The 981-nt window shown below is 65.4% G+C and carries 1 protein-coding gene; it reads right to left on the bottom strand.

Translation table 11 applies throughout. From position 1 onward, the window contains the following. Positions 1–926, bottom strand: a protein-coding gene (locus SMD10_RS25450; protein WP_331688507.1) for an IS630 family transposase whose coding sequence is annotated in 2 segments (ribosomal slippage) — positions 1–582 and positions 585–926 — 924 coding nt annotated over the 2 segments. Because the reading frame shifts where the segments join, the coding sequence is not laid out codon by codon here. This gene is flagged as partial in the annotation. Between the last annotated feature and the right edge of the window lie 55 nt (positions 927–981).

The following is a 981-nucleotide window of genomic DNA, read 5'->3' as shown; positions in this document are numbered from 1 at the left end:
GACGAGGTAGTTGGCGCATTCGTCTGACGAGATCGAAGCGAGAATCTGCGCGATGGCGTCGGAGACGGCTTGGTAGGTCCGTTCTCCAGCCTTGCGCAGCAGATGCTTGAGTTTGGCAAAGAGCTGCTCGATCGGATTGAGGTCGGGCGAGTATTTGGGCAGGAACAGGAGCTTGGCGCCGGCGGCGCGGATCGCCCGGCGCACCGCCTTGCCCTTGTGGCTGCCGAGATTGTCCATGACGACGATGTCACCGGGCTTCAGCGTCGGCACCAGCACCTGCTGGACATAGAGCAGGAAGCGCTCGCCGTTGACCGGGCCGTCGATCAGCCAGGGCGCCTCGACGCGGTCGTGGCGCAAAGCGGCGATGAAGGTGGAGGTCTTCCAGTGGCCGAAGGGGACGCTCGCCTTGAGCCGCTGGCCGCGCGGTCCCCAGCCGCGCAGCGGCGCCATGTTCGTCTTGGTCCAGGTTTCGTCGATGAAGACGAGGCGAGCGGGCTCGATCCGGTCTTGATGCCTCACCCATTGCCCGCGTCGGCGTGCGACGTCGGGACGGTCCTGCTCGCTGGCGACCAGCGTCTTTTTTTATAAGACAGCTTCTCGGCGTGAACGAAGTCCCACACCGTATGATAGTCGACGCCCAGGCCGCGCTCATCCGCCAGTTCCCTGACCAGGCCGCGCAGCGTGAAGGGCTTCTCGTTGCAGCGCCGGCGCAGCCAGTCGGCATGCGTGCCAGCGATCTTCTTCGGCTTGTGGCCGCCCATCTGGCCGGGCTCGGCGCTGCCCGTCTCACGATGGCGCTGCAGCCATTTGACTGCCGTGCTCACCGCCACGCCGAAGCGCTCTGCCGCCTGATGGCGCGACAGACCGCCCTCCAGCACCGCCGAAACCACCCGAGCTCGCAAATCCATCGAATAGGGTCGCGCCATCCGTGCTGGCCTCCAACTCCAGCCCGTATGGTGAATCACATTTCCAGCCCCCAGG

Origin of the sequence: Consotaella aegiceratis (assembly GCF_036541425.1) — a bacterium.
Lineage (GTDB): Bacteria > Pseudomonadota > Alphaproteobacteria > Rhizobiales > Rhizobiaceae > Consotaella > Consotaella aegiceratis.
Note: the sequence above shows the minus strand (reverse complement) of the source record. Positions and strands in the feature narration are given on the sequence as shown.